Here is a 24538-nt window from a genome sequence, read left to right on the forward strand (position 1 = left end):
CTGGGCGGACGCTCGGCTCACGGCTGCGTGTGCGTGCCGGTCTCCTTCGCCCCGCTGGCTGAGGCGACGCGCTCCTCGTCCCTCGCCGGGGTGAAAACTCCGGCGTGCGCGGCTGCCACCGCCGCCGCGGCAGCCTGGTCGGCGGTGCGCTCGTCGACCGGTTCGCGGGTGATGAAGAGGCGGAAGAAGAGCGGTGCGCATGCGGCGCGCGATAGCGCTCCGGCGTCGATACCGCCCTCCCGGGCGGCCGGGAGTTCGCCGCGTTCGACCGCGCGCTGCACCAAGGGCTCGCAGCGCTTGAAGCGTTCCTCGTAGTAGGCGCTCAGTGCGTCGGCGGCCTGCCGCGACTGGAAGGCGGCTGCGATGATCGCGGAGCCGGAGACCGACGTGACCGGATCGGTGAACGACGCCACCACTTCGCGGGCGAGCGCCCGCAGATCACCTTCCAGCGACCCGGTGTCGGGCGGCGTCCAGTTGTCTTCGCCGGCCAGGTCGAGGGCGTCGGCCAGCAGCCCTTCGAGACTGCCCCAGCGGCGGTAGAGCGTCGTCTTGTGCACGCCCGAATGCTCCGCGACGTACTCGACGGTCAGGCCGGGGTAGCCGTGTTCGACCAGGCCGGCCAGTACGGCGTCGCGGACGGCGGCGCGGGTGCGGGCGGTGCGCCCGCCCGGGCGGCGGGTGCCGGGGCCGGGGGCGGGAGACTCCGGGGCTTCGGGCAACTGCAACTCCTGTTGTGTTAGCGCGGCGACTGTGCCATCATCGACGTAATGCTACAAGCGTAGCGTTTGAGTTCGTGGTGCAGTGCGCACCGACGAGTCGGGGGGGGCGCATGACCACACAGATCTCGCTTCACGAGGTGAGCAAGTCCTACGGCGACCGGCTTCTGCTGGACGGCGTCTCCCTCTCGGTGCGCCCCGGAGACCGGGTCGGCATCGTGGGGGAGAACGGTGCGGGCAAGTCGACCTTGCTGCGGATCGTGGCCGGCCTGGAGCGGCCGGACGAAGGCCGGGTCGTACTGACCGCCGACGGCGGTACGGGCTGTCTCGGTCAGGTCCCCGACCTGCCGGCGCACTGCACGGTCGGTCAGGCGGTGGATGCGGCCCTGGCGGAGTTCCGCGACATGGAAAGCCGGCTGCGGGCGCTGGAGGCGCGCCTGGGCGCCGGGAGACCGGAAGACCTGGAGGAATACGGCCGACTGCTGGGCATCTTCGAACTGCGCGGTGGTTACGAGGCCGACGCGCGGGTCGACAAGGCGCTCCACGGCCTCGGCGTCGGGCACGTGGAGCGGGACCGGCCGTTCGGCAGTCTCTCCGGCGGCGAACAGGCCAGGCTGGGCATCGCCTGCCTGATCGCCGCGTCACCCGAGGTGATGCTGCTCGACGAGCCGACCAACCACCTCGACGCGGAGGCGCTGGACTGGCTGGAGGGCGCGCTGACGGCCCACCGCGGCACGGTCCTCGCCGTCTCGCACGACCGTCTCTTCCTGCAGCGCGTGGCGGACACGATCGTCGAGGTGGACGCGGACCGCCGCACCGTCGTCCGGTACGGCGGCGGATACGGCACCTTCACCGCCGCCAAGGCCGCGGCCCGCCGCCGCTGGGAGCAGGAGTACGAGCAGTGGCGCGCCGAGACCGCGCGGCTGGCGGAGTTCGCGGCGGGCGCCGCGCACGACGTCGCCCAGGGGCGGGCGATCAAGGACAACAACAAGATGGCGTACGACCGGGCCGGCGGACGGGTCCAGGCATCGGTGGCCGGACGGGTGCGTAACGCTCAGGAACGGCTCCGCCGGCTGCACGCGGCTCCGGTCCCCAAGCCGCCGGAGCCCCTCCGCTTCCGTGCGGCACCGGCGACCGGAGACACCGAGGGCGCGCTGGTCGAGCTGGACGGCGTACGGGTGGGAAACAGGCTGACGGTGGACACGCTGACCGTCGCTGCTGGGGAGCGGCTGCTGATCCGCGGGGCCAACGGGGCGGGGAAGAGCACGCTGCTGCGGGTGTTGGCGGGGGTGCAGCAGCCCGATGCGGGCACCGTCGCGCGGCGGGGGCGTATCGGCTACCTGGCACAGGAAATACCGGTGGCCCGGCCGCGGGAGCGGCTGCTGTCCGCCTTCGGCCACGGCCTTTCCGGTGACCCGGAAGAGCTCGCCGAACTTCTTCTGTCGTTCGGCCTTTTCCGGAAGGGCGATCTGCAGGTGCCGGTGGGGGCTCTCTCGGCGGGGCAGCGGCGCCGGCTGGCCTTGGCGCGTCTGCTGGCTCGCCCCGCAGACCTCCTGCTTCTGGACGAGCCGACCAACCATCTCGCGCTCGGTCTGGTGGAGGAGCTGGACGCGGCGCTCGCCGTCTGGCCGGGTGCCTTGGTCGTCGTCTCGCACGACCGGCTGCTCGGCCGCCGATTCGGCGGCCGCCGGTGCGAGATACGGGCCGGGCGGGTGGTGTGCGGCGACCGGTGACCGAAGGGGAGGGCGGGTGAACGGATGGCGACGGTGCGGCTGGCCCGGCGACAGCGGGGTACCGGGGCATGAGGCATGTACAGAGCAACCGTTTTAGGGTGGCGGCATGGCACGGCCCCGACGCATCGTCCTCATCCGCCACGGAGAATCGGAGGGGAACACCGACGACACGGTCTACGAACGGGAGCCCGACCACGCGCTGAGCCTGACGAAGGACGGGCTGCGGCAGGCCGAGGAGGCCGGCGGCCCGCTGCGTGCGATGTTCGGCGACGAGGGGGTCTCCGCGTACGTGTCGCCGTACCGCCGCACGCACCAGACCTTCCAGGCGCTCGGCCTCGACATGGACCGGGTCCGGGTCCGCGAGGAGCCGCGGCTGCGCGAGCAGGACTGGGGGAACTGGCAGGACCGCGAGGACGTACGCCTGCAGAAGGTCTACCGCGACGCCTACGGCCACTTCTTCTACCGCTTCGCGCAGGGGGAGTCCGGCGCCGATGTGTACGACCGCGTGGGCGCGTTCCTGGAGAGTCTGTGGCGCAGCTTCGAGCAACCGGACCATCCGCCCAACGTCCTGATCGTCACGCACGGGCTGACCATGCGGCTCTTCTGCATGCGGTGGTTCCACTGGACCGTGGCGGAGTTCGAATCCCTGTCCAATCCGGGGAACGCGGAGTGGCGCTCACTGCTCCTGGGCCCGAACGGCCGGTACACGCTGGACCGACCGTTCGAGCGCTGGTGTGAACCGGAGTCGTACGGCATCACCGGTTAGAGTGCACACCGATGAGCGCCGACCACCGTGACGCAGACCGCTTCGAGCGGGCCCTCAGCAGCCTGCGCGGACTTTCCCTGGGCGATGCCCTCGGCTCCCAGTTCTTCGTTCCCGCCAACTACCCCAACCTCAAACGCCGTGAGCTGCCGCCGTCCCCGTGGCAGTGGACCGACGACACGGAGATGGCCTGTTCGGTCGTCGCCGTGCTCGCGGACCACGGTCGTATCGACCAGGACGCCCTCGCCCGGTCCTTCGCCGACCACCACGACTTCGACCGCGGTTACGGCCCGGCCGTGAACCGCATGCTCCGGCTGATCCGGGAGGGCGGCGACTGGCGCGAGCTGGCCTCGGCGCTCTTCAACGGCCAGGGCTCCTGGGGCAACGGCGCGGCCATGCGCATCGCCCCGCTCGGTGCCTGGTACGCGGACGACCCCGAGCAGGCGACGCACCAGGCCGAGATCTCCGCGTACACCACCCACCAGCACCGGGAAGCGGTGGTCGGCGCGATGGCGGTGGCCGCCGCGGCCGCGCTGGCCGCGGCCCCCGGCCGTACACCCGCCCCCGAGGCACTGCTGGACGGCGTCCTGGCGCTGATCCCGCGCAGCGCCGTACAGGCCGGTCTGCGGCGGGCCCGGGACATGCTCGACTACGGCAACGCCGGCACGGTCGCCGCGGTGCTGGGCTGTGGGCGCCGGACCAGCGCCCACGACACCGTTCCGTTCACGCTGTGGGCCGCCGCGCGCCACCTCGGCGACTTCGAGCAGGCGCTGTGGGCCACCGCACAGGCGGGGGGAGACGTGGACACGACCTGCGCCATCGTGGGCGGGATCGTCGCGGCGGGTGGTGCCGCACCGCCCCAGGACTGGACGGACCGCACGGAACCGCTGCCGAGCTGGATGCCGACGCTTTCCGGCTGATCTGCGGCTCTCCGGCGGAGCCGTGACGGGGGAGGCCCGGGCGTCGGCCGGGCCGTGGCTCTCCGACTGGGCCCGTGGCCCGGGAGGCCGGGGGCGAAGCCGCGGCCGGAGAGCAAGGATGCCCGTCAGACGCATAGTTGATCAACTTTCCCGCCGGGCGGGCCGCCCATGTACCGAGGTGCTGCCTCCCGGCCGGGCCTGATCGAAAAGTCGCTGGTCAGCCCCCGCGCCACCGTCTCCCGGGGTTGTCACCGATGATCGGCAGCGGAAGCGGGGCGGTCAGGTGGCACCCGGTGCGCACGGCCGCCACGATTAGGCGTACGCTTGCTGGCGCCATGCCGTACGAGCCCCCAACCCACACCGTCGAGCGATCGCTTCGCGCCACCACGGGCGCCAAGATCATCGCTGGGGTGGACGAAGTCGGGCGCGGCGCCTGGGCCGGCCCGGTCAGCGTCTGCGCAGCCGTCACCGGACTGCGCCGCCCGCCGGACGGACTCACCGATTCCAAGCTGCTGACACCCAAGCGACGCAACGAACTCGCGGAAGTGCTCGACGGCTGGGTCACGGCGCACGCCCTGGGCCACGCCTCCCCGGAGGAGATCGACGACCTGGGCATGACCGCGGCACTGCGGCTCGCGGCCGTCCGCGCCCTCGAAGCGCTGCCGGTCCGTCCGGACGCGGTCATCCTCGACGGCAAGCACGACTACCTCGGCGGCCCCTGGCAGGTCCGGACGGTCATCAAGGGTGACCAGTCCTGCATCGCGGTGGCTGCGGCCTCCGTGCTCGCCAAGGTCCGTCGCGACACGATGATGGGTGAACTGGTGGGCGTACACGCCGCCTTCGCCTTCGCGGACAACGCCGGCTACCCGTCGCCGGCGCACCGTGCGGCGTTGGAGGAGTACGGCCCCACGGCCCACCACCGGGTGTCGTGGTCCTACATGGACGCCCTGCCCCGCTGGCGCCACCTGAAGAAGGTGCGCAGCACCCCCGAAGCAGCCGCTCTGGAGGCCGGTGGCCAACTCGGCTTCGACTTCTGAGCGGTGCGGGCATGAATTCGGTACCCGATGACATGTTCCGCACCTACGTTTGATAGACATCCTTTTATGCCTCTCATCCCCGAGGAGCCTCAGATTCACGAGAGTGTCCCGGGTCCCCGCGCAACTCCGGCCGCCGGCCGCACCGCGTCGACCCCCCGTCCTGTTCCTGGTCCCGGCCCCCGCCCCGCGCCTCCGCGCGGCGCCCCCGCGGCCAGCGCCCGCCCCGGCAAGCCCGGACCCGCCACGCCGTCCCGCGGGCCGGCCGGCGCCCCTCCGGCGCAGCGCCCGGGCCCCAAGCAGCCCACTGCGACCGCCGGTGCCGCCGGCGCCGCTTCCGGAGCGCAGATCCAGCTCATCCCGGCCCCGGAGAACGGCGCGCTCGACGCCGCCGAAGAGGCCGTCGATCTGCTGCTGGACTCCGGACGTGCGCCGAGCGACATCCTGGTGCTCACCACCGGTGAGCCGCACCCGTGGGCCGCGCACGAACTGTCCTTCGGCGAAGCGGCCTACTGGGCGCAGCAGGATGCCGCGGACGACGTGTTCTACGCGGACGCCACCGCCGAGCGTGCGACCGGACGGCCCGTCGTGGTCGTCGCGGTCAACGGTGGCGCCGAGCAGACCGTCGCCCGGGCTCTGCCCGCCGCGATGTCCCGGGCCGGAGCGCTCCTGGTCGTCTGCGGCGACCCGGAGCGGATCAACGCCCTCCTGGGCGTGCACGCCTGACCGGCGCTGTCAGGGGGAAGCCCGGCGGCCACGAGCCGTCCGGGCGTCTCGTGCCGGGTGCGCGCGGGCCGTCAGCGGGCCGCGGCGCGCCGTCTCGCCTCCAGTGCGCCGGCCGTGCCGCGTCGTGGCGTGCGCCGTCCGTCGTTGTGCGGCGGTTCCGCAGGGGGCCGCGGTTCTCCGGCGTGCGGCTGCGGCCCTGGCGTGCGCGTCCGTTCCGCGGAACGGGACCGCTCCACCGGAGCGCTTCGTTCCGGTGAACCGGGCGGCGACGGTGGTCCGGACCGCCGTGTTCCGCCGGTGCGTCCGGACGCTTCCGGCAGCGCGGCGCTTCCGGCCTGCTCCGAACCTTCCGGCGGGTCCTGTTCCGGCATCGTGCGCCGCTCGGCCGGACCGTGCGATTCGGCTACGTTCGGATGCTGCGGCTGCCCCGCACCGCGCAGGTGGGCGGGGCGTGTGACGGAGCGCGGTCGCCGGCCGCCGCGCCCTTCGCCCAGTACTTGCCAGCCGCCGCGGGTCAGCGTGATGTACGCGCCGCAGCGAAGTCCGTGCAACGTGCACGCGTCGCGCAGTCCCCACATCCAGGCACCGTCCGCCTCCGTCCAACGCGGGTCGCCCTCCCGGCAGTAGAGCAGGACGGCCGTACGGACCGGCGCCCGTAACCGCAGGTCGTGCGGGACGACCTGGCGCAGCTGGGCCAGCAGCGCGTTGCGGAACTCCCAGCCGTCCGGGGCCGCGGCGTGCTGGACGAACGACGCGCTGGCGACGACACGTTCCTCAGGCCCGAGCACCGCCACGACGGCCGTCGAAAGGCCCGGCAGATGCCGGTCGTGCAAGCCGGTGACGACCTCACGCGGGTTGCGCAGTAAGGGAATTCCGGCCGACGCCCACTCGGACGGCTCCAGCATGCGGCTCAGCCGGGCGGCGGAATCGGCGGACGTGGGCAGGGAAACATCCGGGGGCTGGGCGAAGCCGAAAGTCACGGTCCTCCCTTCGTCTACGCGTCCGCACACCGGGCGGCGGCGAGCCGTGCGGGCACGGCTGCGGACCGCCGTACCGGGCCGCGGACGGCGGGTACGGGGAAGCGGGTCCAATTCTTACGTTCGTACAGACATGCGGCAATGAACTCGTCGCGCGCAGGGCCGGAATCGGGCGCCGCGTCTGCTCCATTCATGCCCGCCGCACGGGCCTCTGACGCCCGACGCCCCCCTTCACCTCACCCTTGCACGGCAAGGACCAGCGGAAACACTCCGGCGGCTCCCGCCTGGCGCAACAGGCGAGCGCCCACGGCCAAGGTCCAGCCGGTGTCCGCGTAGTCGTCCACCAGCAGCACCGGGCCGCCCGCCGACGCCAGGGCCTGCGCCAACTCGGGCGGGACACTCAACGATCCGTGCAGCGCCCGCAGTCGCTGCGCGCTGTTGCTGCGCGGAATCCGGGTGTCCGGTCCGTCCTCTCCGTACACCACCGTCCCCAGGAACGGCATCCGCCCGACGGCGGCGATGCGCTCCCCGAGGGAACGCACCAGCTGCGGCCTGGTACGGGAGTCGAGCGTCACGACCCCCACCGGTCGCGCCGGGGCGTCCGGGGCCCCCGAGGCCCAGCCTCCGGGGCCCTTCGCCCAGTCGGCGAGCACCGTCACCACCGCGGACGCCACATCGTCCGGAATCGGTCCGTCGGGGGCCTGCGCCGCGAGCATCGGCCGCAGCCGGTTGCCCCACCCGATGTCGGAGAGCCGGCCCAGCGCACGCCCGGTGGCACTCTGCTCACCTGCCGGAATGCGTCCCTTGAGGTCGACACCGACGGCGGGCAGCCCGGTCGGCCACATCCGCCGCGGCTCGACCTCGGCCCCCGGCCGCCCCAGCTCGCCACGTGCCGCGTCCAGCGAGGCGGCGGACACCTCGGCGGTGAAGCGGGCTCCCGCGCAGTTGTCGCAGCGGCCGCACGGCACCGCGGCCTCGTCGTCCAGCTGCCGCCGCAGGAACTCCATCCGGCAGCCCGTGGTCGTGGCGTAGTCCCGCATGGCCTGCTGCTCGGCCTCACGCTGCCGCGCCACCCAGGCGTAGCGTTCGGCGTCGTACGTCCACGGGCGGCCGGTCGCGGTCCAGCCGCCCTTGACCCGGTGGACCGCGCCGTCCACGTCGAGCACCTTCAGCATGGTCTCCAGACGTGAGCGGCGCAGCTCCACCAGCGGTTCCAGGGCCGGCAGCGACAGCGGACGGTCCGATCCCGCCAGGACGTCCAGCGTCCGGCGCACCTGCTCCTCGGGAGGAAACGCCAGCGAAGCGAAGTACTTCCAGATCGCCTCGTCCTCGCGGCCGGGCAGCAGCAGCACCTCGGCGTGCTCGACACCGCGCCCGGCACGCCCGACCTGCTGGTAGTAGGCGATGGGGGAGGACGGCGAACCGAGGTGCACCACGAACCCGAGGTCGGGCTTGTCGAAGCCCATGCCCAGCGCGGAGGTGGCGACCAGGGCCTTGACACGGTTGCCGAGCAGGTCGTCCTCGGCCTGCTGGCGGTCCGCGTTCTCCGTCTTGCCCGTGTACGGGGCGACCGTGTGGCCGCGCTGCCGCAGGAAGGCGGTGACCTCCTCGGCCGCGGCGACCGTGAGGGTGTAGATGATCCCCGAGCCCGGCAGCTCGTGCAGATGATCGGCGAGCCAGGCCAGCCGGTGCGCGGCGTCCGGCAGCGGGAGCACTCCCAGACTCAGGCTCTCCCGGTCCAGCGGGCCCCGCAGGACGAGCGCCTCGGCCGCCCCCTCGCCGGTGCCCAGTTGCTCGGCCACGTCGGCGGTGACCCGTGCGTTGGCCGTCGCCGTGGTGGCGAGCACGGGCACACCGGGCGGGAGGTCGGCGAGCATCGTACGCAGCCGCCGGTAGTCGGGCCGGAAGTCGTGGCCCCAGTCGGAGATGCAGTGCGCCTCGTCGACCACCAGCAGGCCGGTGGCGGCGGCCAGCTTGGGGAGCACCTGGTCGCGGAAGTCGGGGTTGTTGAGGCGCTCGGGCGACACGAGCAGAACGTCGACCTCGCCCGCCGCCACCTCGGCCTGGATCGTGTCCCAGTCCTCGGTGTTGGACGAGTTGATCGTGCGCGCGCGGATCCCGGCCCGGGCCGCCGCCTCGACCTGGTTGCGCATCAGCGCGAGCAGCGGCGAGACGATCACCGTAGGGCCGCTGCCCCGCTCGCGCAGCAGCGCGGTCGCGACGAAGTAGACCGCCGACTTGCCCCAGCCCGTCCGCTGCACCACGAGCGCGCGGCGGTGCTCGGCGACCAGCGCCTCGATCGCCCGCCACTGGTCCTCGCGCAGCCTGGCCGTACCGCCGGGATCCCCGACGAGGCGGGAGAGGACGGCATCGGCCGAGGCGCGCAGGTCTTCGTTGCTCATGGCTCCATGCAACCCGATGCCACTGACAACGCGCGAACCGCCGCCCGATGCTGTGGACAACTTCCGTCACCCGCGAGTTATCCACAGGGGTCGCGGCGGTGCGGCGGATCGCGGGACCTTCGAGCCATGAACCAGCACAGCGAATCATCCAGCCAGCCCGAGCGGTCCGAGCAGTCCGAGCAGCTCGGTCGGTACAAGCGGTCCGGCCAGCCCGAGCGTCCCGGTCAGTCCGGTCAGTCCGGTCAGCCCGCGAAGTCCGATCGACTCGGCCGCTCCGACCAGCCCCGCCCGTCCGTACCGACCCGCCCGTCCGCCTCGGCCGTCCCTTACCGGCCGACCTCGCCTTCCCACCCGGCCCTGACCGCTGCCACGACCGCCGCCGCGGCCAAGGACACCGAGGACGGCGACGAGACCGAAGAGGCCAGGGTCACCCTGCGCGGCCCGGCCGAGCTGGCCGACGCGCTGCCGTACCTCCTCGGCTTCTTCCCGGACGACAGCATCGTCCTCGTCGGCCTGCACGGTGAGCGGGGGCGGTTCGGCAGCCGGGCCCGCCTCGGCATCCCGACCGACCGGACCCAGTGGGGGTACGTGTCCGAGCAGCTCGCGGGCTCGCTCGTGACGCTCGGCGAGGAGCGTCGCTCCCGCCCCGAAGGGATCATCGTCTACCTCTGTCAGGAACCGGCGCAGGGAGAGAGCGGCTGGGACGTGAAGGAGCGCCTCAGCCCGCTCGCGCAGATGCTGCGCGTCGCCTGCGGGACGCTGGACGTCCCGGTGCTCGACGCGCTGTGCATCTCCGACGGCCGCTTCTGGTCCTACTGCTGCCCCGACTTCCGCTGCTGTCCCGCCGCAGGCACGCCGCTGACCCCCGCGGGTACGTCGGTGATGGCCGCCGCCGCTGCCTACGCGGGCATCCGAGTACGCGGGTCGCTGCGCGAGATGGAGGCCCGGCTGACCGCCTGGACCGGGCCGCGCGCGGCGGGGCAGACCAGCGCGTTGGACGCCGAGGCCCAGGCGCTCGTCCCGCGCATGATCCAAGAGGACGCGGCGGCACCCGTACGGGCGGAGACCCTGGCCCGGGCGAGCGACCTGCTCCGCCGGTTCCGTGAGGACCCGCCCACGGGCAGCCGCCGGGCCAGGGACGCCTGCGACGACGCACTCCTGACGGACGCCGAGGCCGCCCGTCTCATCCTCGGACTCCAGGACCGCGTCGCCCGGGACCGCGCGGCGGAGTGGACGGAGGGGCCCGACGCCGAACCCTCGCTGCGCCTGTGGCAGGCGCTCTCCCGCCGCTGCGTCGGCGGCTACGCCGAATACGCCGTGGCACCGCTCTCCCTGGCAGGCTGGGTCGCCTGGGCGACGGGTGACCAGCCGTCCGCCCGCGTCGCGCTCGGCCGCGCGCTGACCCTGGATCCCGAGTACCTCTTCGCCCAACTGCTGCACCGCGGCATCAACCAAGGGCTGGACCCGGAAACACTGCGCCGCTGCCTGCGGGAAGAGCGGGAAGAGCGGGACGAACGAGCCGATGGCGCACCGGCGAGCGGAGTCGCACTGGCGTCCGGGCATGACTCCGTACCGGTGCTCGTGGACGGCCCGGCGGCTGCGCCCGGCGCCTCTCCGGGGACGACCCGGCCGGACGGGAGCGGCCGCGGTGACGGAGCGGAGCGGCCCGCCGAGTCGGGCGGCCCCGGCAGGGCGGGGCGCCCCGGTGGCAGCGGACGTTGCGGTGGCTCCGACCGCCCTGGCGGCCCGCGCGGGAGCACCCGCCCCGCCGCGCGGACGAGCACCGGCCGGGGCGGGCGGCGCTCCGCCCGCAACGCCGACCGGAGCCGACCGTGAGCCCGCCGGTGCGGGAGCGCCGGCGTGACCTGGGCGCCGGCCCTGGCGTTCACCTCTGTGGCGCAGTCCGTTTGGAGCCCAGACCCCAGCAGGGAGCGCAGAGAGTGTCAGGCATGGTCCCCACCACTCAGCCGGCCCGCCGGGCACCCGGAGATCACCGTTCCGGGGTGCCCCGGCCGCCGGAACCACAGCCTGTCCACCGGACCTTGATCTGCGTGGCTCTGCCGGCGCTGGCCATCTCCTCCGAACAGGGCCAGCTCACCGGTCGGGGGACGGACGGCTTCTACCGTGCCGGGCGGCGCGTCCTGTCCCGTTGCCAGCTGAGCGCGGGCGGCGCCGAGCCCGTGATCGTGCAGGGCCGGCTGATCGCCTCCGACCGCGCACGGTTCGTCGGGACGGTCCGTACGGCCGTCGACCGCGGCCCGGACCCCGAGATGCGCGTGGAACGGCTGCGGTCCGCCGACGGGGTCGAACGCATCACGTTCCACAGCAGCGCACCGCGCCGGGTGCGGTTGCCGGTGGAACTGCGGCTGGGCACCGACCTCGCCGATCTCGGCGCGATCGCCGTCGGTGTCGCCGGACCCGAACTGCCCGCCAGCGTGCACGGGTCGGGGCTGCGCTGGTCCGCCGCGGGGGCCCACGCCGTGATCGCCGCGACCCCGGCCCCCACCGACGTCATGGCCTCGGCCGGACTGTTGTGCTGGGAGCTGGACCTGCCGCCCGGCGGCCAGCACACCATCGAGGTGCGGGTCCGGCTGGAGCACGCGACGTCGGGAGCCTTCGCCGGCCGGCCGGGGCCGCCGCTCCCGGCCTCGCGCGGCGGCGAGCAACCGCCCCGCCCGTGGTCGGCGGCACGGCTCCAGTGCGACGACCCCCGGGCCGACGCACTGCTGGCGGCCGGACTCGACGATCTCCACGGTCTGCTGATGCGAGGCCCTGGTGCACCCACGGACACGTACATCGCGGGTGGGGTTCCCTGGCGTTGCGGCCTTTCACCGGCCGAGGCCCTCTGGGCGGCGCGCATGTTGCTGCCCCTGGGCACCCGCCTCGCGGCCAACACCCTGCGCACCCTCGCGCATGTCCAACTGACCGGAGCGGGGGCGGATTCCGGCCGAATTCCTGGCGCGCTGCGGGACGCGGGCCCGTACGCCCCACCCAGCTGTACGGGCGTCGAGGCGACGCTGCTGTTCCCCGCGGTTCTCGCCGAAGCCCGCCGCTGGGGCCTGCCCGACCGCGAGACAGAGCAGCTGCTCCCGGCAGCGGAGGGCTGCCTGAGATGGCTGCGTACGGCGGTGAGCGACGAAAGCGTGCCCGGTGACGGAGCCCTGAGCGGAGGCAGCGGCTACGTCCCCGATCCGGCCCCCGGGGGACCGTACCGCTGCGCGACCCAGGCACACGCGCACCGCGCCGCGCTGCTCGGCGCCGACCTCCTCGACGCCTGCGGCAGACCGGGAGCGCCCGCGCTGCGGGAGTGGGCGGCGGGACTGCGGACCCGGTTCCGTGAGGAGTTCTGGGTGGAGAGCCGCAGCGGTGGCAGCCCGGCCGTACTGCGCACGCCGGGCGGCCGGCTGCTGCCGCACCTCGGTTCCGCGGCCGTCCACCTCCTGGACACCGGCCTGCTCGGCGGCGGACGCACAGCCGTCGGCCTGCTCGACGCGGTACGCACGGAGCGCCTCGCCCGCCTCCTGGGAAGCCCGGCCATGGACTCGGGCTGGGGACTGCGGGGGCTCGGAGCCAAGGAGAGCGGTTACAACCCCTTCGGTCACCGCAGCGGTGCCGTACGGGTCCACGAGACGGCGGTGGCCGTCGCCGGCCTGGCTGCCGCCGGCCATGAGAAGGAGGCCGCCTCCCTGGTCCGCGGGCTCCTCGACGCGGCACAGAGCTTCGGCTACCGGCTGCCGGAGATGTACGCGGGTGAGCAGCGCACCCGTGACGGCGCCCCGGTGCCGCACCCCGCTGCCTGCCGGCCGGCCGCCGTGGCCGCCGCGGGCGCGGTGCACGCCCTGACCGCTCTGGCCGGGGTGCGCCCAGACGTCCCGGCGGGGACCGTGGCGGTCCGCCCGGTCGGCAGCGCGCCGCTCGGCGCCATGCAGTTCACCGGGCTCAGCATCGCCGGGCAGCCGTTCGCCGTACGGATCAGCAGACTCGGCCTCGGTCTGGTCGAGGAGGCCGCGAATGGCTTGCAACTGGGGGCGTGAGATGCGTCAGGGCCTGATTATCGTCAGGCGGACGACTATGATCGCGCCATGTCTCCCTACGACCCGTCGGCCTTCCCCCCGTTCGCCGTTACCGTCGACCTGGTCGTGCTCACCGTGCGCAGGCACGCGCTGTGCGCGCTGGCCGTGCGGCGTGGTGAGCCGCCGTTCCAGGGGCGCTGGGCCCTGCCGGGCGGGTTCGTGCGGAGCGACGAGGACCTGGAGGGCGCCGCTGCCCGGGAGCTGGCCGAGGAGACCGGGCTGCACGCCCACTGCCCGGCGGGCCCGCCGCCGCCCTACGGCGCGCACCTGGAACAGCTCGCCACGTACGGCGATCCCAAGCGTGATCCCCGTATGCGGGTGGTCAGCGTCGCCCACCTGGTGCTCGCGCCGGACCTGCCCGCGCCGACGGCGGGCGGCGACGCCCACAGTGCGCGCTGGGCCCCGGTCGACACACTCCTCGACCAGGACGGCGGCCTGGGCCGCGAGGGCGAGCAGTCCGCACCTCTCGCTTTCGATCATGCCCGGATCCTTGCGGACGGGGTGGAGCGGGCCCGCTCGAAGATCGAGTACTCCTCGCTCGCCACCGCGTTCTGCCCGCAGGAGTTCACCGTCGGGGAGCTGCGCAGGGTGTACGAGGCGGTGTGGGGCGTGGCCCTGGACCCCCGGAACTTCCACCGCAAGGTCACCGGCACACCAGGCTTCCTCGTGCCGACCGGAGGGACGACGACCCGTCAGGGAGGCCGCCCGGCACAGCTGTTCCGAGCCGGCGGTGCGACCCTGCTCAACCCGCCGATGCTGCGTCCGGAGGTCTGAGCGACGGGGCGGGTGACGGCCGTTCGGTGGCGGGAAGGACGGGTGGCCCTGCCACGCGGCGCCGTTGGCGGCAGAACGTGACACGCGTGGGCACCAATTGGGGGGCATTACCGACAAAACGGACAGGCGGGGTTACCGTGGCCGGGTGAGTCCCCACCTCCTCCCCGCCGCTCCCGTGAGGTCCCGCACCCCGTGGGGGGCACGATGATCCAGGCCATCGGGCTGACCGGCGGCTCCCGCCAGGGGCGGCGCCCCGCCGTCGACGACCTCAGCTTCGAGGCCCCCGCCGGCCGGATCACCGTCCTGCTCGGCGACGAGGGAGCCGGCAAGACCACCGCGCTGCGCCTCATGCTCCAGTTGGAGAGCGGCCGTGGCGTCGCGCTCTTCCGCGGCCGTCCGCTGCACCGCGTGCCGAACCCGGCCCGCGAGATCGGCGTGGTCCTCGGGGACGTCCCCGGTCATCCCGGCCGTACGGCACGAGGGCACCTGCGGATGCTCAGCGCCGCCGCGGGAGTTCCGGCATCCCGGGCCGACGACGTCCTGGACGTCGTCGGCCTCAGCGGCCTGGCCGACGAAAAACTCGGCGCCTTCTCGCGGGGCATGGACCGCAGGCTCGGCCTGGCCGCCGCGCTCCTCGGCGACCCGCACACCCTCCTCCTCGACGAGCCCTCCCGAGACGTGTCCCCGCGCGAGGCGGCGTGGCTGCACGGCTTGCTGCAGGGCTATGCGGCACAGGGCGGTGCCGTACTGGTCACCTCCAGCGACGCACGGGCGGCCGCCCGGCTCGGCCACCGGGTGGTCACCGTCGAGGAGGGCAGGCTGGTCGCGGACCAGACGGTCACCGACTTCGCCCGGACCCGGCTGCGTCCGCGTGTCGTGGTCCGTTCTCCGCACGCCGACCGGCTCGCGTCACTGCTCGTCGACGAGGCGCAGCGTGCGCGCCCGGGGGCGGAGCCGCAGGCGGGCCGCGCGGTCGAAGTCGTACGGGAGAGCGGGAGCCGTATCGCCGTCTACGGCAGTAGCTGCGCCGCTGTGGGCGACACGGCGTTCCGGCACGGCATTCTCGTGCACCGGCTCGCCGACGAGGTGGGAGACACCGGACCCGTCACCCCGCTCCATCGCGCCGACGGCCGCGCCCGGAACCGCGCCGTACCGGCGGCCACGAGTCCCGCCGCAGAGAATGCGGGTGCGCAGAACCCGGCCGCGCAGCGCCCTGCCGCACAGTCTCCGGCTGCTCCTGCCGCTGCGGCCCCGGGAGGAGCAGCCCCCGATGTCGCTGAGGCGCATGGTGCCGCTGGACCTGCGGAGGCTACCGCGACTCTCAGGGCTCCCGCCGGCTCCACAGCCCCCGGGCACCCCGGGACGCGCGCGGCGCCAGCCGCATGCACCGTCGCTGCCGCCCCTGCCCCTGCCCCTGCCCCCGCCTCTGTCTCGACCTCCGCCCCCGCCCCGCCATCCGGCTCGGACGACGCGACGCCCTCCACGTACGTACTTCCGTCACCCGCCCTGCCCCACCCGAACGCCTCGCCCCTCCCCGCCTCACCACCATCTCGCACCTCTTCCACCTCAGCCTCCACCTCCACCTCCACCTTCAAACCCCTCAAACCCCTCCGCGCCTCCCTTGCCCCAGGCTCTCCCGGCCCCGCCCCGGCTTCGCCGGAAGGCGCGGCCCGGAAGCTCGTCAGCCTGCGGCTGTCGGGCCGTGGCCCGGAATGGCCGTTGCGGTACGAACTCCGCCGCGCCGCGACCGACCCCGCCGGTCCCCTGGTGATCGTGTTGGCGCTGGCGGTGGCTTTGATCTTCGCGTTGGTGCTGGCCCGTGCCGGGGACGCTTCCCGGGTGCATGTGCTCACCGGTTGGCCGCGTCAACTTCCGTTCCCTCCGGTGGCGCTCGCGGCCGGGCTGATCGGGGCGCTCTCCTTCGGCCAGGAGTTCCGCTATCCGGCGCTCGCTCCCGAACAGGGCACGGTGCCCCGCCGCCTCGGCCTGCTCGCGGCCAAGCTGCTGGTCAGCGGTGGCGCGGCGGCGTTGCTCGCGATGGGTACGCTGCTGCTCGACGGCCTGGCGGTGTACGGCCTGTTCGGTTCCGCGGGCCTGCCGCCCGGGAACGATGTGAAGGTGCTGGCCGCCAGTTGGACGGCCCTCCTGGTCGGTTGCGCCTGGGCGGGTGTGCTGGCGGCCGGTGTCTTCCGGTCCACCGCGACGGGGCTGGCCGTGGTCCTGGCCGTACCGGTGCTCGTGCTGCCGCTCGTACAGCATGCGTTGGCCGCACCGGCGGCCCGGTCCCTGGTGGGAGTCCCCGCTCGGCTGCGCTCGGCGGCGCTGGTGCAGTGGCCGTCCGGGTTCGACCAGGCCGTCGAGGTGGCGCTGCGACTGGCGGCCCAACCAGTGGGCGGAGCGCTGTCGTTGTCGCTCGCCGCGCTGGCCCTCGCTTACGCCCTGACCGCGCTGCGGAGGAGGGCCCGCTGACCTTCACGGGCCGCTTTCGTGCGCTGTTGGCGCGACAGTGGCCGGGCCGTCCCGTGGGGAGCACCTTTCTTTCCGATAAAGCGTCAATTGGGGAATGATGGGCGATCACCCTTTCGTGTGCTTTTCACCAAAGACCTCAAGGGGTCCGGGGGCGTCGCCGACAAATGATGCGTGAGTACCCTTGCGCACACCATGATGACCGCGGCTCGCCCCGCCGACGCCGGCCTCACCGGCCCGGGCGAGCTTGACCGCTACTCCTACGCCGCCGCGGGAGCACCCGGCGCCGGCGGTGTCGCCCACGCTCCGGGCGCCGAGCGGGCCGACCGCGTGCCGCCCGTCTGGGACGGGCCCGAGGCGGACATGGCCCGGGCCGGCCGCCGCGCGGCGGGCAACCGCGGACGCGGGCTGCACGGCCAACTCGTCCAGCAGCTCGGCCAGATGATCGTCTCCGGCGATCTCGGGGCGGACCGCCCGCTCGTCCCCGAGGAGATCGGCCAGCGCTTCGAGGTCTCCCGCACCGTGGTCCGTGAGTCGCTGCGCGTCCTGGAGGCCAAGGGCCTGGTCAGCGCCCGCCCGAACGTGGGCACCCGGGTGCGTCCGGTCAGCGACTGGAACCTGCTCGACCCGGACATCATCGAGTGGCGGGCGTACGGCCCGCAGCGCGACGACCAGCGTCGTGAACTGTCCGAGCTGCGCTGGACCATCGAACCCCTCGCCGCCCGGCTCGCCGCCGGCCACGGTCGCGACGACATCCAGCAGCGCCTCGCCGACATGGGCGAGATCATGGGCCACGCCGCTGCCCAGGGTGACGCGCTGACCTTCGGCCGCGCCGACGCCGAGTTCCACACCCTGCTGCTCCAGCTCGCCGGGAACCGGATGCTGGAGCACCTCTCCGGCATCGTCTCCTCCGCCCTGCACGTCTCGGGCGGCCCGTCCGGTGGCTGTGAGCGGCCCGCGGAGAAGACCGTGGGCCAGCACATGCGGATCGTCGACGCGATCGGCGCCGGTGACGCGGCGGGCGCCGAGTCCGCGATGCGCGCCCTGCTGACCACCCACGGCGAGACCGGCGGCCAGGGCGCCGGCGGTGCCGGGGATCACACCGTCCCGCCGCCCCGCGAGCACTGAGGGGCCGGCGCCGCCGAAGATCCCCGCTCACCCGGGGAGGCCCGTACCGACCGGGTAGCCCGGCCGAGAGGCGCGTACCCGTACGCGAGCGGGAGGCGCGTCCGTACGGGACGGACCGCCGGAGCGCGGGACGGCCCGCCGGGGAACGTGCGGGCCACCCGGGGCGCGAGGGGCGGACGCCAGGCGCACGGAGTGCATGGGGGCGCACAGGGCGTGCGGACGCCGGCGGAGCGCACGGACGTGGGCGTGGGACCCACGACAGCGCGCCGCCGCCAGCGAGCGGCCGGCGCGGGCCGCTGTACGTCAGGCCGCCGGGCCCGGGAGCATCATCCGGGCCCGGCGTTTGCTTGGGAGGATTGCGCACCGTAGAGGGGGGAATGTCTCGTTATGCGGTGTGACTCGGGCCACGCAGATTGGGCGTAACGCTCGCCGGGGAGGCGCGATGACTTAAGAGGTGATAGCCGAGGAGGGAATGCGAGCGGCGTTTTCGGCGCTGTTCAACTCCCCGGCTTCCCCTGCGCCGTCGGTCCATCCCCGCCGACGGTCGTCGGCTCCGATCCACCGTGGACGGGGTCGGAAGCCGTTTCCATCGTTCCGAGAGGTTGTTCGTGTCGGCCAGCACATCCCGTACGCTCCCGCCGGAGATCGCCGAGTCCGAGTCAGTGATGGCGCTCATCGAGCGGGGAAAGGCTGATGGGCAGATCGCCGGCGATGACGTGCGTCGGGCCTTCGAGGCTGACCAGATTCCGCCAACCCAGTGGAAGAACGTTCTGCGCAGCCTCAACCAGATCCTCGACGAGGAGGGTGTGACGCTGATGGTCAGTGCCGCAGAGGCGCCCAAGCGCACCCGCAAGAGCGTCGCAGCGAAGAGTCCGGCGAAGCGCACCGCCACCAAGACCGTCGCGGCCAAGACGGCCACGGCTAAGAAGGCCACCACCGCGGCCGCCCCGATGGGTGACGTGTCGTACGGCGAGGCCGAGGGCGGGCCCGAGAAGAAGGCGGTGGCCAAGAAGGCCGCCGCGAAGAAGACGGTCGCGAAGAAGACCGCCGCCAAGAAGACCGTGGCGAAGAAGACCGCCGCCAAGAAGGACGTCGACGAGCTCCTCGACGACGAGCCGATCGAGGAGGCGGCGCCGGCCGGCAAGGGCGAGGCCGCGGCCGAGGTGCCCGAGGGCGCCGAGAACGCCGGGTTCGTGCTGTCCGACGACGACGAGGACGACGCCCCCGCACAGCAGGTCGCCGCGGCCGGCGCCACCGCCGACCCGGTCAAGGACTACCTCAAGCAGATCGGCAAGGTCCCGCTGCTCAACGCCGAGCAGGAGGTCGAACTCGCCAAGCGCATCGAGGCGGGCCTGTTCGCCGAGGACAAGCTGGCCAACTCCGACAAGCTGGCGCCGAAGCTCAAGCGCGAGCTGGAGATCATCGCCGAGGACGGCCGCCGCGCCAAGAACCACCTGCTGGAGGCCAACCTCCGTCTGGTGGTCTCGCTGGCCAAGCGCTACACCGGCCGCGGCATGCTCTTCCTGGACCTGATCCAGGAGGGCAACCTCGGTCTGATCCGTGCGGTCGAGAAGTTCGACTACACGAAGGGTTACAAGTTCTCCACGTACGCGACGTGGTGGATCCGCCAGGCGATCACCCGCGCCATGGCTGACCAGGCCCGGACGATCCGTATCCCCGTCCACATGGTCGAGGTCATCAACAAGCTGGCCCGTGTGCAGCGCCAGATGCTCCAGGACCTGGGCCGCGAGCCCACCCCGGAGGAGCTGGCCAAGGAACTGGACATGACCCCCGAGAAGGTCATCGAGGTCCAGAAGTACGGCCGTGAGCCGATCTCGCTGCACACCCCGCTGGGCGAGGACGGCGACAGCGAGTTCGGTGACCTGATCGAGGACTCCGAGGCGGTCGTGCCGGCCGACGCGGTCAGCTTCACGCTGCTGCAGGAGCAGCTGCACTCGGTCCTGGACACGCTCAGCGAGCGTGAGGCGGGCGTGGTCTCCATGCGCTTCGGTCTCACCGACGGCCAGCCCAAGACGCTGGACGAGATCGGCAAGGTCTACGGCGTCACGCGTGAGCGGATCCGTCAGATCGAGTCCAAGACGATGTCGAAGCTGCGTCACCCGTCGCGCTCGCAGGTGCTCCGCGACTACCTGGACTGATCCGGAAACGGTCACTCCGGACGGCCGTACGAGTGCATTGCGGGCCCGGTCCCCCTCGGTGGGGGCCGGGCCCGCGGTGTGTCCGGGTGCGTGATGCGCCCAACTGACTCACCCTGGGTGTGCGAACACTTCCGCACAGTCAGGAGAGCGTGTATGCGTGGCTATGTCCGGGCCGCCCTCGGGGCCCTCGTCCTGGTTCTCGCCGTACCGGTCACCGCGCAGGCGGACGCGGCGGTCGTGGGCGGCCGGCAGGTGAAGGTCTCCGACAACCCGTGGATGGTCGCCATCGCTTCCCGCTCCCGGTTCGGCGCCGACCGGTCGGGGCAGTTCTGCGGCGGTGTGCTGGTCGGCCGCGCGACGGTGGTCACGGCGGCGCACTGCCTGAGCCGCGCGGTACTGGGCGTGGAGTGGCAGCAGGTCAGGGACCTGCGGATCATCGTGGGGCGCGAGGACATGCGGGGCAGGGGCGGGGAGGAGCTGGTGCCGCGGCGGGTCTGGGTAAACCCGACGTACGACAGCTACAGCAACGCCGGTGACATCGCCGTCCTCACGCTCGGAAAGCAGATGCCGAAGGGGCGGGCGCTCCCGATGGCCAAGGCCGGTGACCCCGCGTACAAGGCGGGCACGAAGGCGAACGTGTACGGCTGGGGCGACACCACCGGCAACGGCTCGTACGCGTCCACGCTCCGCTCGGCGCAGGTCCAAATGTTTTCGAACGCGGCCTGTAGCAGAGCGTATCCGGGCAATGCGGACGGTAGGTATCTGTCCGGTTCCATGCTGTGCGCGGGGGTGCCGAGCGGCGGCCGGGACGCCTGCCAGGGCGACAGCGGGGGGCCGCTGGTGGCGCGGGGGCGTCTGGTGGGGCTGGTGTCCTGGGGGACGGGCTGCGGGAAGGTGGGCAAGCCGGGCGTCTATACCCGCATCTCAGCAATGATCAAGCACGTGACCGCCCACGGGGCCGGCTGAGGGCCGTGGAGCGGGCATCCCGGCCACGGTGCCACGCGTGTGGCGGCAGGGCCTCAGGGCGCCGCGAGGGGCGCTTGACGGCGCAGCCGTCGTGGCCGCGTCGGCACTGCGGGCCGACGGCGGTCTCGGTGCGGGAGCTGACGAGTGCGGGCGGCCCCCCGGTGGTGCCGGGGGGCCGCCCGCCGCACGGCCCTAGGCCGCTGCTCGCTCGTCGTCGGATGCGATGTGTCAGCGTTCCTCATCGGAAGCAGACGCGGGAGGGGCGGTCAGCCGCTCCGTCTCGTCCTGTATTTCCGCGGCGATCTTCTTGAGTTCTGGCTCGAACTTGCGGCCATGGTGGGCGCAGAAGAGCAGTTCGCCGCCGGACATCAGGACGACGCGCAGGTATGCCTGGGCGCCGCAGCGGTCGCAGCGGTCAGCGGCCGTCAGCGGGCTCGCGGGGGTCAGAACAGTAGTCACGTCGCCTCTTCTCTAGCTCGACGAGCTGTCGTACCAGGGTCAACATCCAACCAGGCCGAAAACGTTCCCGCTCGTGCCTATTCCCTGAAAATTTTTTTCCAAGGGGGCCGGGTGTTGCCGGGTGGCGGCGAATGAGCCGTATTGCGTGGTGGTCTGATTCACGTTGGTTGCTGGGCTTTTGTCCTCCCGGCTGGCTTGCCGGTTGTTCAAGAGGACGTGCCCGGAGCCTAAATGGTTCATGCCTCGAAGGGAACGTGATGTGCGCGGCACCGCGCTCTCACTCCAACGAGGGATCGAACACCTGAACGAAAGTCTACTACCATGGACACCGTCACGGGTGGCGTCACATCGGCTCTACCGGGCCTCGGTACGCTCTCACCGGCGACACCGCCACGACCGGGTCCGCGGAATGCGGACCGCCAGTAATTCAGCGAGGAGCGAACCGCGTGACCGCCGAGATGTCCGTGCCGTCCACCGCCGTGCTGACCGGGGCTGACCGGGACGGGTCCAACTACACCGCGCGGCATCTGCTCGTCCTGGAGGGACTGGAGGCCGTCCGCAAGCGTCCGGGCATGTACATCGGCTCGACGGACAGCCGCGGCCTGATGCACTGCCTCTGGGAGATCATCGACAACTCCGTCGACGAGGCACTGGGCGGCTACTGCGATCGTATCGACGTCGTCCTCCACGGCGACGGCTCGGTGGAGGTCCGGGACAACGGCCGCGGCATCCCGGTCGACGTGGAGCCCAAGACCGGCCTGAGCGGCGTCGAGGTCGTGATGACCAAGCTGCACGCCGGCGGCAAGTTCGGCGGCGGCTCGTACGCGGCCTCCGGCGGTCTGCACGGCGTCGGCGCCTCGGTCGTCAACGCGCTCTCCGCCCGGCTGGACGTCGAGGTGGACCGCAACAGCAAGACCCACTCGATCAGCTTCCGCCGCGGCGTGCCCGGCATCTTCACCGAGTCCGGCCCCGACGCCCCCTTCGATCCGGCCAACGGCCTGCTCAAGGGCAAGCGCATCCCCAAGACCCGGACCGGTACGCGAGTGCGCTACTGGGCCGACCGGCAGATCTTCCTCAAGGACGCCAAGCTCTCCCTGGAGACGCTGCACGCGCGGGCGCGCCAGACGGCCTTCCTGGTGCCCGGCCTGACCCTCGTCGTACGGGACGAGCGCGGCGTCGAGAGCGAGGGCCCGACGGAGGAAACCTTCCGGTACGACGGCGGTATCAGCGAGTTCTGCGAGTACCTGGCGCAGGACAAGGCCGTCTGTGACGTGTTGCGGCTGTCCGGGCAGGGCACGTTCAAGGAGACCGTGCCGGTCCTGGACGACCGCGGCCACATGACCCCCACCGAGGTGACCCGGGAGCTGGGCGTCGATGTGGCGCTGCGCTGGGGCACCGGCTACGACGCCACCGTCCGGTCCTTCGTCAACATCATCGCCACCCCCAAGGGCGGCACGCACGTGTCCGGTTTTGAACGGTCCGTGGCCAAGACCGTCAACGAGGTGCTGCGGTCGGCCAAGCTCCTGCGCGTCGCCGAGGACGACGTCGTCAAGGACGACGCCATGGAGGGGCTCACCGCGGTCGTCACCGTACGGCTCGCGGAGCCCCAGTTCGAGGGCCAGACCAAGGAGGTGCTGGGCACCTCGGCCGCCTCCCGGATCGTCGCGCAGGTCGTCGCCAAGGAGCTCAAGGCGTTCCTGACCTCCACGAAGCGGGACGCCAAGCAGCAGGCCCGAGCCGTCCTCGACAAGATCGTCGCGGCGGCCCGTACCCGCATCGCGGCCCGCCAGCACAAGGAGGCACAGCGCCGCAAGACGGCTCTGGAGTCCTCCTCGCTGCCCGCGAAGCTGGCCGACTGCCGCAGTGACGACGTCGAGCGCAGCGAGCTGTTCATCGTCGAGGGCGACTCGGCACTGGGCACCGCCAAGCTGGCGCGCAACTCCGAGTTCCAGGCGCTGCTGCCGATCCGCGGCAAGATTCTCAATGTCCAGAAGTCGTCGGTCTCGGACATGCTCAAGAACGCCGAGTGCGGCGCGATCATCCAGGTCATAGGAGCGGGTTCCGGCCGTACCTTCGACATCGACGCGGCCCGTTACGGCAAGGTCATCTTCCTCGCGGACGCCGATGTCGACGGCGCGCACATCCGGTGCCTGCTGCTGACGCTCTTCCAGCGCTACATGCGTCCGATGGTCGAGCAGGGGCGGGTCTTCTCGGCCGTGCCGCCGCTGCACCGGGTCGAGCTGACCCAGCCCAAGAAGGGCCAGGACAAGTACATCTACACGTATTCGGACAACGAGCTGCGCCAGACCTTGCTGGAACTGCAGCGCAAGAACGTCCGTTACAAGGACAGCATCCAGCGCTACAAGGGACTGGGCGAGATGGACGCCGACCAGCTCGCGGAGACCACCATGGACCCCCGCCACCGCACCCTGCGCCGGATCAACATCAGCGACCTGGAGGCCGCCGAGAAGGCCTTCGACCTGCTCATGGGCAACGAGGTCGCCCCGCGCCGGGAATTCATCACCAGCTCCGCCGCCACGCTGGACCTCTCGCGCATCGACACGTGACGAGCCGCCGTGGGGGCGCGTGAAGCCCCTGCACGCGCCGGTACGGGCGCCTCTCCACCCACGGGTGGAGAGGCGCCCGCCGCGTTTTCCACCCGGAGCCCACCCGCACGCCGATCCGGTCGGCGGGGTCCGCTCCGTAGCGTCGGGGCGGTTGTTGTTCCCGTACCCCGGAGGCCCAGGTCATGAGCGACTTGCTCAACGTTCTCGTCATCGTCGCGGTCATCACGCTGGTGGTCGTGCGGCAGTTCAAGCCGCAGCGGCTGACGTCGGAGGGCAGGAGCTGGTGGCTGCTGCCCGCCGTCCTCGGCTTCCTGGCGGTCCGCGAACCGGGCCTGATCGACAGCGCGCACCCCACCGGATCGGCCGCCCTCCTGGCCGTCGGCGTGGTCCTCGGCCTGCTCACCGGCGCCGCCTGGGCCTGGACCACGCGGATCTGGACGGACGCGGACGGGCAGGTCTGGTCCGCCGGCCGCGTGGTCACCGCCGTGGCCTGGGTCCTCGGGGCGGGGCTGCGGTTCGGCCTGTACGGGGTCGCGGTGCTGGTGGGGGTCCACCTGGGCACTCAGGCCACGATGCTGTCCGTGGCCGCCACGCTGCTCGCCCGTACAGGCACCCTGATGTGGCGTGCCCAGCAGCTCCGGCCGACGTACCGTGTTGCTGCCGGTGGCTGAGACC

17 protein-coding genes and 1 pseudogene are annotated in these 24538 nt (G+C 72.6%); 14 read left to right on the top strand and 4 right to left on the bottom strand.

Annotated features, from left to right (window positions below; genetic code table 11):
* Window positions 1–17 precede the first annotated feature (17 nt).
* Window positions 18–719 carry a TetR/AcrR family transcriptional regulator gene (locus AB0A97_RS30265; protein WP_361155736.1) on the bottom strand — a complete coding sequence of 234 codons (702 nt, stop codon included), beginning with the start codon at window positions 717–719 and terminating at the stop codon, window positions 18–20.
* Between the two features lie 110 nt (window positions 720–829).
* Here AB0A97_RS30265 and abc-f point away from each other — a divergent pair, with 110 nt between their 5' ends.
* The 5 genes from abc-f (at window position 830) to AB0A97_RS30290 (ending at window position 5892) form a co-directional block, all read left to right on the top strand.
* Entirely contained in the window at window positions 830–2449 is a 1620-nt protein-coding gene (gene abc-f / locus AB0A97_RS30270; protein WP_361155737.1) for a ribosomal protection-like ABC-F family protein, read from the top strand.
* Between the two features lie 106 nt (window positions 2450–2555).
* Window positions 2556–3215 (top strand): histidine phosphatase family protein, encoded by a 660-nt coding sequence (locus AB0A97_RS30275; protein WP_361155739.1) that lies wholly within the window; start codon window positions 2556–2558, stop codon window positions 3213–3215.
* 11 nt (window positions 3216–3226) lie between these two features.
* Entirely contained in the window at window positions 3227–4132 is a 906-nt protein-coding gene (locus AB0A97_RS30280; protein WP_361155740.1) for an ADP-ribosylglycohydrolase family protein, read from the top strand.
* Window positions 4133–4467: 335 nt separating this feature from the next.
* Entirely contained in the window at window positions 4468–5169 is a 702-nt protein-coding gene (locus AB0A97_RS30285) for a ribonuclease HII (protein WP_361155742.1), read from the top strand.
* Between the two features lie 66 nt (window positions 5170–5235).
* Window positions 5236–5892, top strand: a complete 657-nt coding sequence (locus AB0A97_RS30290) for a hypothetical protein (protein ID WP_361155743.1) — start codon at window positions 5236–5238, stop codon at window positions 5890–5892.
* A gap of 464 nt (window positions 5893–6356) precedes the next feature.
* Here AB0A97_RS30290 and AB0A97_RS30295 read toward each other — a convergent pair.
* Both AB0A97_RS30295 and AB0A97_RS30300 read right to left on the bottom strand, forming a co-directional pair.
* Window positions 6357–6872: pseudogene (locus AB0A97_RS30295) on the bottom strand (hypothetical protein); the annotation flags it as partial.
* Between the two features lie 233 nt (window positions 6873–7105).
* Entirely contained in the window at window positions 7106–9271 is a 2166-nt protein-coding gene (locus AB0A97_RS30300) for a RecQ family ATP-dependent DNA helicase (protein WP_361155745.1), read from the bottom strand.
* A 126-nt stretch (window positions 9272–9397) separates the two neighbouring features.
* Between AB0A97_RS30300 and AB0A97_RS30305 the strand changes: the two genes are divergently transcribed.
* The 7 genes from AB0A97_RS30305 to AB0A97_RS30335 all read left to right on the top strand — a co-directional run bounded on the left by AB0A97_RS30305 (window position 9398) and on the right by AB0A97_RS30335 (window position 20837).
* Window positions 9398–11107, top strand: a complete 1710-nt coding sequence (locus AB0A97_RS30305) for a DUF4192 domain-containing protein (RefSeq protein ID WP_361155746.1) — start codon at window positions 9398–9400, stop codon at window positions 11105–11107.
* 215 nt (window positions 11108–11322) lie between these two features.
* Window positions 11323–13305 carry a glycogen debranching N-terminal domain-containing protein gene (locus AB0A97_RS30310; protein WP_361155748.1) on the top strand — a complete coding sequence of 661 codons (1983 nt, stop codon included), beginning with the start codon at window positions 11323–11325 and terminating at the stop codon, window positions 13303–13305.
* Window positions 13306–13353: 48 nt separating this feature from the next.
* Window positions 13354–14118 carry an NUDIX domain-containing protein gene (locus AB0A97_RS30315; RefSeq protein ID WP_361155750.1) on the top strand — a complete coding sequence of 255 codons (765 nt, stop codon included), beginning with the start codon at window positions 13354–13356 and terminating at the stop codon, window positions 14116–14118.
* A 204-nt stretch (window positions 14119–14322) separates the two neighbouring features.
* Window positions 14323–16587 (top strand): ATP-binding cassette domain-containing protein, encoded by a 2265-nt coding sequence (locus AB0A97_RS30320; RefSeq protein ID WP_361155890.1) that lies wholly within the window; start codon window positions 14323–14325, stop codon window positions 16585–16587.
* A 192-nt stretch (window positions 16588–16779) separates the two neighbouring features.
* Window positions 16780–17712: an FCD domain-containing protein gene (locus AB0A97_RS30325; RefSeq protein ID WP_361155892.1), complete on the top strand. Its 933-nt coding sequence runs from the start codon at window positions 16780–16782 to the stop codon at window positions 17710–17712.
* Window positions 17713–18314: 602 nt separating this feature from the next.
* On the top strand, window positions 18315–19871 hold the full coding sequence (locus AB0A97_RS30330; RefSeq protein WP_361155752.1) for an RNA polymerase sigma factor: 1557 nt from the start codon (window positions 18315–18317) through the stop codon (window positions 19869–19871).
* 153 nt (window positions 19872–20024) lie between these two features.
* On the top strand, window positions 20025–20837 hold the full coding sequence (locus tag AB0A97_RS30335) for a serine protease (protein WP_361155753.1): 813 nt from the start codon (window positions 20025–20027) through the stop codon (window positions 20835–20837).
* 228 nt (window positions 20838–21065) lie between these two features.
* Here the strand turns inward: AB0A97_RS30335 and AB0A97_RS30340 are convergent, their stop codons facing one another.
* A complete protein-coding gene (locus AB0A97_RS30340) occupies window positions 21066–21296 on the bottom strand; it encodes a hypothetical protein (protein ID WP_033267354.1) in 231 nt (76 codons plus the stop codon).
* Window positions 21297–21742: 446 nt separating this feature from the next.
* Here AB0A97_RS30340 and AB0A97_RS30345 point away from each other — a divergent pair, with 446 nt between their 5' ends.
* A complete protein-coding gene (locus tag AB0A97_RS30345) occupies window positions 21743–23863 on the top strand; it encodes a DNA topoisomerase IV subunit B (RefSeq protein ID WP_361155756.1) in 2121 nt (706 codons plus the stop codon).
* Between the two features lie 182 nt (window positions 23864–24045).
* Window positions 24046–24534 carry a DUF1453 domain-containing protein gene (locus AB0A97_RS30350; RefSeq protein WP_361155757.1) on the top strand — a complete coding sequence of 163 codons (489 nt, stop codon included), beginning with the start codon at window positions 24046–24048 and terminating at the stop codon, window positions 24532–24534.
* The last annotated feature ends 4 nt before the right edge of the window (window positions 24535–24538 follow it).

This window comes from Streptomyces sp. NPDC045470, from assembly GCF_040646595.1.
In the GTDB taxonomy this organism is placed as follows: domain Bacteria; phylum Actinomycetota; class Actinomycetes; order Streptomycetales; family Streptomycetaceae; genus Streptomyces.

Bases quoted from the DNA above. Each gene is read 5' to 3' on its own strand.
- AB0A97_RS30305 (WP_361155746.1), top strand. From the start codon at position 9,398: ATGAACCAGCACAGCGAATCATCCAGCCAGCCCGAGCGGTCCGAGCAG.
- AB0A97_RS30315 (WP_361155750.1), top strand. From the start codon at position 13,354: ATGTCTCCCTACGACCCGTCGGCCTTCCCCCCGTTCGCCGTTACCGTC.
- AB0A97_RS30335 (WP_361155753.1), top strand. From the start codon at position 20,025: ATGCGTGGCTATGTCCGGGCCGCCCTCGGGGCCCTCGTCCTGGTTCTC.
- abc-f (WP_361155737.1), top strand. From the start codon at position 830: ATGACCACACAGATCTCGCTTCACGAGGTGAGCAAGTCCTACGGCGAC.
- AB0A97_RS30290 (WP_361155743.1), top strand. From the start codon at position 5,236: ATGCCTCTCATCCCCGAGGAGCCTCAGATTCACGAGAGTGTCCCGGGT.
- AB0A97_RS30350 (WP_361155757.1), top strand. From the start codon at position 24,046: ATGAGCGACTTGCTCAACGTTCTCGTCATCGTCGCGGTCATCACGCTG.
- AB0A97_RS30285 (WP_361155742.1), top strand. From the start codon at position 4,468: ATGCCGTACGAGCCCCCAACCCACACCGTCGAGCGATCGCTTCGCGCC.
- AB0A97_RS30325 (WP_361155892.1), top strand. From the start codon at position 16,780: ATGATGACCGCGGCTCGCCCCGCCGACGCCGGCCTCACCGGCCCGGGC.
- AB0A97_RS30280 (WP_361155740.1), top strand. From the start codon at position 3,227: ATGAGCGCCGACCACCGTGACGCAGACCGCTTCGAGCGGGCCCTCAGC.
- AB0A97_RS30275 (WP_361155739.1), top strand. From the start codon at position 2,556: ATGGCACGGCCCCGACGCATCGTCCTCATCCGCCACGGAGAATCGGAG.
- AB0A97_RS30320 (WP_361155890.1), top strand. From the start codon at position 14,323: ATGATCCAGGCCATCGGGCTGACCGGCGGCTCCCGCCAGGGGCGGCGC.
- AB0A97_RS30300 (WP_361155745.1), bottom strand. From the start codon at position 9,271: ATGAGCAACGAAGACCTGCGCGCCTCGGCCGATGCCGTCCTCTCCCGC.